This window comes from Actinosynnema sp. (assembly GCF_052038725.1).
Genome location: NZ_JBQGCX010001469.1, coordinates 1 through 5299, shown reverse-complemented (window position 1 = coordinate 5299; position 5299 = coordinate 1). Strand labels below are relative to the sequence as shown.

6 protein-coding genes are annotated in these 5299 nt (G+C 73.1%); 2 read left to right on the top strand and 4 right to left on the bottom strand.

From position 1 onward, the window contains the following. Positions 1–235: substrate-binding domain-containing protein (locus tag ACTUAL_RS31030; RefSeq protein ID WP_440902721.1), on the top strand; the 235-nt coding region annotated here is incomplete at its 5' end. Positions 236–317: 82 nt separating this feature from the next. Here the strand turns inward: ACTUAL_RS31030 and ACTUAL_RS31025 are convergent. Genes ACTUAL_RS31025 through ACTUAL_RS31015 form a run of 3 tightly spaced genes read right to left on the bottom strand, consistent with a single transcriptional unit; the run spans position 318 to position 3636 of the window. Beyond that, the gene (locus ACTUAL_RS31025) at positions 318–599 is read right to left on the bottom strand and encodes a hypothetical protein (protein ID WP_440902720.1); all 282 of its coding nucleotides are present in this window, start codon (positions 597–599) and stop codon (positions 318–320) included. Between the two features lie 56 nt (positions 600–655). Continuing rightward, the gene (locus ACTUAL_RS31020) at positions 656–2182 is read right to left on the bottom strand and encodes an extracellular solute-binding protein (RefSeq protein ID WP_440902719.1); all 1527 of its coding nucleotides are present in this window, start codon (positions 2180–2182) and stop codon (positions 656–658) included. Beyond that, positions 2179–3636, bottom strand: coding sequence for a glycoside hydrolase family 43 protein (locus tag ACTUAL_RS31015; RefSeq protein ID WP_440902718.1), 1458 nt, complete (start codon positions 3634–3636; stop codon positions 2179–2181). The genes ACTUAL_RS31020 and ACTUAL_RS31015 overlap by 4 nt, the downstream gene beginning before the upstream one ends. A 249-nt stretch (positions 3637–3885) precedes the next feature. On the opposite strand from ACTUAL_RS31015, the gene ACTUAL_RS31010 reads away from it, so the two are divergent. After that, entirely contained in the window at positions 3886–4206 is a 321-nt protein-coding gene (locus ACTUAL_RS31010) for a hypothetical protein (RefSeq protein ID WP_440902717.1), read from the top strand. Here the strand turns inward: ACTUAL_RS31010 and ACTUAL_RS31005 are convergent. Further along, the gene (locus ACTUAL_RS31005; RefSeq protein ID WP_440902716.1) at positions 4190–5152 is read right to left on the bottom strand and encodes an SDR family NAD(P)-dependent oxidoreductase; all 963 of its coding nucleotides are present in this window, start codon (positions 5150–5152) and stop codon (positions 4190–4192) included. The genes ACTUAL_RS31010 and ACTUAL_RS31005 overlap by 17 nt on opposite strands. Positions 5153–5299: the final 147 nt, after the last annotated feature.

Below are 5299 nucleotides of genomic sequence, written 5' to 3'. Positions count from 1 at the left end.
CGAGGCGGGGTTGCGCGTGCCGGAGGACCTGAGCGTGGTGGGCTTCGACGACCTGCCCGTGGGCGACCTGGTCGACCCGCCGCTGACCACCGTGCGCCAGCCCCTCGCGGAGATGGCGGCAGCGGCGGCGGAGCTGGCGCTCGCCCTGGGCCGGGGCGAGCGCCCGCCGCAGCTGGGCGTGGAACTGGCGACCACCCTGACCGTCCGCCGCAGCACGGCCCCGCCGCGCGCGTGAGCGGGCGAGCCGCTGCGGGTGGTGGACCGCGGCCGGGATGCTCGCCGCTCGCACCGCCGGGAGGGCGTCGTCCCACCCTGTATCAGATCCATCGTGTCCCGCCCGCGCACACGACGGCGGGGCTGCGCAACGTCAGATCACCGTTGTGCGCGCCCGCGTTGCGGTGGACCACCGGCTCGAAGGTCGCCGTGCCCTCGTCCCAGAGGCCGTGCCGGTCCGCGGTGTTCCAGCCGCAGCCGACCGGTTCCGGCGGGGCCCTGGTGTTGGCCTCGTCGAACAGCCCGGTGTGCTCGCGGGTGTGCAGGGCGCCGTCCGGCCGGCGGGCGGCGAGGTCCTGAGCGCCGCCGCCGGTGACGTGGGACACCGCGCCCACCGGCGTTCGGGCGGGCGCGAGCCGAGTGGGCTCAGCGCCCGACGTCCTCAGCGCCCGGCGTCCCGCAGCGCCTTGTCGTAGAACTCCCGCAGCCGGTCACCGCCCGCCTTGCGCCACCGCTCGCCCAGACCGTCCACTTCGGACAACCCGGCCCGCCCGCGCAGGATGTCCGCCGTCCGGTCGGCGAACTCCTTGGCCAGGGTGGCGAACTCCGGCGGCTCCTCCACCCGCAGACCGAACGCCAGCGGCTTGGTCCGGTGGCCCCACTCCCGCGCGTACCAGGCGTGCTGGGCGCGCACCAGGTCCGGGTGGTCGGTGGTCGTGATCGCCTCCGGCGGGCCCGCCGCGAAGCCGTAGGTCAGCGTGATCTCCTTCTGCCCCAGCGGGGTCAGCGCCGGGTTGCCCCGCTCGTCCCGCCTGCTGCGCACGCCCTCCACCCCGTACCGCAGCAGCCGGTGCTCCTCGGTGCCGATCGGCGCGGCGGCGAAGTCGCACAGCCGCAGCAGTTCGCGCACGCGGTCGTCCGGCACGTCCTCGCGCACGAACGCGACCATCGCCGTCGGCGCGGCCACCGGGTAGGTCGGCTCGCCGCCGTCGTGCGCGAACAGCGGCAGCGCGGTCATCCGGAAGCCGGGGTCGGCGGGCCGCTGCTGCGCGACCTGCTCGGCCCACGCGCCCATCCCGCCCTGGTTCACGACCATCTGCCTGGACGCGAACAGCTCGTTGCCGCGGTTCCAGTTGCCCGCCACGATGTCCGGGTGCACGCACCCGGCGTCGTACAGGGACCGGGTGAACCGCACCGCCTCGGCGTACCAAGGTGCTTCGAGCTGGTTGAGCAGCGTGCCCGAGTCGTCGCGCACCCAGTCGCCCCGGCCGCCGAAGGCCCGCACGAGCGAGCGGAACACGTCGCCGAGCGCCCACCGGTTGTTCGCCGGGTCGTTGAGCCGCTTGGCCATCGCCGCGAACTCCTCGGCGCTGCGCGGCGGCTCCACCCCGAGCTGCTCGAACACGTCGTCCCGGTAGAACAGCACCTCGGGGAAGAGCTGGCCGGGGTAGGGCACGCCGTGCAGGCGCCCGTTGTGCACGCACGCGTGCCACGAGTCGGTGGGGATGTTGGCGAGCATCGGGTAGTCGGCCACCTGCCGCGCCGCCATCAGGGCGGCGAGCTTGGCCTGGTAGTCGGCGCCGGACACGGTCTCGAACTTCACCGCGCCGCCCAGGCGCTCGTTGACCGCGTCGTAGTAGGAGTTCTGCCCCAGGCCCGGCGCGGGCGGCCAGAACGACGGGGTCATCGCGGTGACGTCGGCGCTGAGCACCGGCCCACGCACGGCAGGCACGGGGGCGGCCGGGTAGGACAGGTAGCCGGGCGCCGAGCCGTTCACGCCGGGCAGGTCGGGCTTGGCGAACTCCACCGGCCGGTGCGCGGGCAGCAGCGCCGCGAGCGCGTCGCCGCCGAGCGCGGAACCGCCGCGCGGGGCCGGGGCCTGGCACCCCACCAGCGCGGCGCCGCCCGCGGCGGCGAGGAGGCCCAAGAACGCCCTGCGGTCCACAGCCGTGTCGGGGTTTCCCCTCATCGGGTCGGGTCGACGGGTTCGTGCTCGAACCGGTCGAAGTGGACGGCGCCGCCGGTGGCGCGCAGGCCGACGACCCGGCCGGTGAAGCCCCCCGCGACCTCGGTGGACAGGTAGCGGCCGTCCAGCGCGGCGAGTTCGGTGACCGCGCCGTCGGGGTGGACGACGCGCAGGGCAACGGTGTCGGGGCCGGTGCGGGCGTCGGCGAGGCGCCGGGTCTCGGTGATCTCGATCTCCAGGACGGCCTCGCCGGGGTCGACCTCGGCGCTGCCCAGCTCGGAGCGGAGCGGGCCGACGTGCGCTCGGGCGGTCGCGCGGCCCCTGGACACCTCGATCCCGTAGTGGTGCCGGTCGTCCAGGCGCACCACCAGGCCGCCGCTGCCCTCGGTGGCGTCGACGACGACGCGGGTCCGGCACGAGCGGTGCTGCTGGCGGATGCCGACGAACTCGCCCTCGGGGGCGGTCTCGGCGGTGGCGCGCAGGGTCAGCCAGCCGGGGCGGGCGGTGGTGGTGCAGCGCTGCGGGGTGCGCTCGCGGAGCGAGATCCAGCGCGGGTGCAGCCGCGGGCCGTCGAAGTGGTCCAGGACCGGCTCGGCCCACGGCTCGGTGGGGCCCGCGACCGGCTCGCCGACGACCGGCCAGCCGTCGACCCAGGTCACCGGGGCCAGGAACGTCTCCCGGCCCAGCACGTGCCAGCCCGGCGTGCCCCCGCCCGGTCGCACGCCGAGGAAGACCAGCCACCACGTTCCGTCCACGGCCTGCACGAGGTCGCCGTGCCCGGTGTTCTGCACCGGGTCGTCGGTGCCCCGGCGGGTGAGGACCGGGTTGTCCGGGTTGGGGGTGAACGGTCCGTTCACCGAATCGCCCCTGGCGATGGACACGGCGTGCCCGCGTTCGGTGCCGCCTTCGGCGATCAGCAGGTACCAGTGCTCGCCGATCTTGTAGAGGTGCGGCGCCTCGGGGGCCTTGGCTCCGGGGCTGCCCGACCAGATCCGCGTCTGCTCGCCGAGCGCGCGCCCGGTGGTGGGGTCGATGCGCACCTGGGTCACCCCGGCGCAGGTGCACCAGCAGTTCCCGTCCTCGTCCCACACCAGGTCCGGGTCGATGCCGTGCACACCCGGCAGCGGGATCGGGTCGGACCACGGGCCCGCCGGGTCCTCGGCGTGGAAGAGCAGGTTCCCGCCACCGGAGACGTTCGTGACGATCAGCCAGAACTTCCCGCCGTGGTGCCGCAGCGTCGGCGCGTACAGCCCACCGGACGGGGCGGCCTCCGCGAGTTGCAACTGCTCCGGCCGGTCCAGCGCGTTGCCGATCAACGTCCAGGTCAGCAGATCACGGCTGCGGAAGACCGGGATGCCGGGGAAGTACTCGAAGCTGGAGCAGACCAGGTAGTAGTCCTCGCCCACCCGGCACACGCTCGGATCGGGGTGGAAACCAGGGATGATCGGGGCGCTCATCTCACCGTCTTCGGTCGGGCCTCATCGGTGCGGAAAATTTCGGGAACCGCTCGGGAAAGTTTCCGCCGTGCGGACCGTACCCACGGCTGCGGTGCAGGTCAACGGTGCTTCAGTGTTCGATTCGCGTTCGACAAGAGAATTCGACGGCGAGCCGGGAAAATGCTGTTCACATCGTCGAAAAGCAGGTCCGTCGTTGACGCTTTTCCGAGCCGCTGCGCAGCATCCGGCACCGAAACTCGCCACGTTTGCGTGAAAGAAACTTTCCTGCGAACCAACGCCGATCAGGGCCGTCTCGACGCGTTCCTGGCGGGCTACGAGTTGTTGCGGGACACCACCATCGCGGCGACCGCGGAACCGCGCTTCTCCCAGGGAGTCCCGTGGCCGGTCGACGTGATCAGCCACGACCCGCCGGTCCAGTCCGCCGCCACGGGGAACCGGATCACCCTGAAGCCGGAGTTCTTCGTCGGGGCGGCGGACGGGATGGTCACCCTGGTGTGCCACTTCTGGAGCGGCGAGCGCACCACGCACCGGATCACCAAGGCGGGTGATCAGGTCACCGGGAGCCCGTGAGCCGCGCGGTCGGGACGGGCGCGAGCCGCTCGTCCCGCCCGTCCCCCGACACCGGGAACCCCACGCCGGTCAGCTGCTCCGAGACGTCCCACAGCCGCCGCTGGACGTCCAGGTCGTGCGACTGCGGGCTGGACCGCACCACCTTCGGGTGCCCCTTGATCTCACCCAGCCCGCCGGGCCCGTAGTACTGCCCGCCCAGCACCGCCGGGTCGGTGGCCGCGCGCAGGGTCGGCAGCGCACCCATCGGCGCGGGCTGGGTGAGCACCGGCGCGAGCCAGCCGATCGGCACGCGGAACGCGGCCGGGGTGTTGCGGGCCAGTTCGGTGTTGGACACGCCGGGGTGCGCCGCGACCGCGATGGTGCTGCCGTGCGCGGCGAGCCGTCGTTGCAGCTCGTACGTGAACATCAGGTTCGCGAGCTTGGACTGGCCGTACGCGCCCGCCCTGCTGTACCCGCGCTCCCAGTGCAGGTCGTCGAAGTGGATCGCGGCCTGGATGCGGTGCCCGGTGCTGCTGACCGTCACCACCCTGGAGCCGGGCACCGGCAGGAGGTTCTCCAGCAGCAGGCCGGTGAGCGCGAAGTGGCCCAGGTGGTTGGTGCCGAACTGAAGCTCGAAGCCGTCGCGGGTGGTGAGCTTGGGGGTGTACATCACGCCCGCGTTGTTGATCAGCAGGTCGAGGCGCGGGTGGGCGGCGCGCAGAGCGGCGGCGGCCTCGCGGACCGAGTCCAGCGACGTCAGGTCCAGCTCCTGCACCAGGACCTCGCCCGCGATCCGCTCGGCGGCCTGCTTGCCCTTCTCGACGTCGCGGACGGCCAGCACCACCGTCGCGCCCCGTTCGGCGAGCACCCGCGCGGTCTCGAAGCCGAGTCCGGTGTTCGCGCCGGTCACCACCGCGACCCGGCCGCTCTGGTCGGGGACGTTCCGCTCGGTCCAGTTCTCGCTCATCGTGCGCTCCTCTTAAAGTACCGCCGGTCTGTTACAGGACGGAACAGTAAGAGACCGGCGGTCTCATGTCAAGAGACCGCCGGTTCGTTGTAAGCTCCCCCGGTGACGTTCCAACGGGCCCGGAGCGCGGAGCAGCGGGAGATCCGC

Bases quoted from the DNA above. Each gene is read 5' to 3' on its own strand.
- ACTUAL_RS31020 (WP_440902719.1), bottom strand. From the start codon at position 2,182: ATGAGGGGAAACCCCGACACGGCTGTGGACCGCAGGGCGTTCTTGGGC.
- ACTUAL_RS31015 (WP_440902718.1), bottom strand. From the start codon at position 3,636: ATGAGCGCCCCGATCATCCCTGGTTTCCACCCCGATCCGAGCGTGTGC.
- ACTUAL_RS31005 (WP_440902716.1), bottom strand. From the start codon at position 5,152: ATGAGCGAGAACTGGACCGAGCGGAACGTCCCCGACCAGAGCGGCCGG.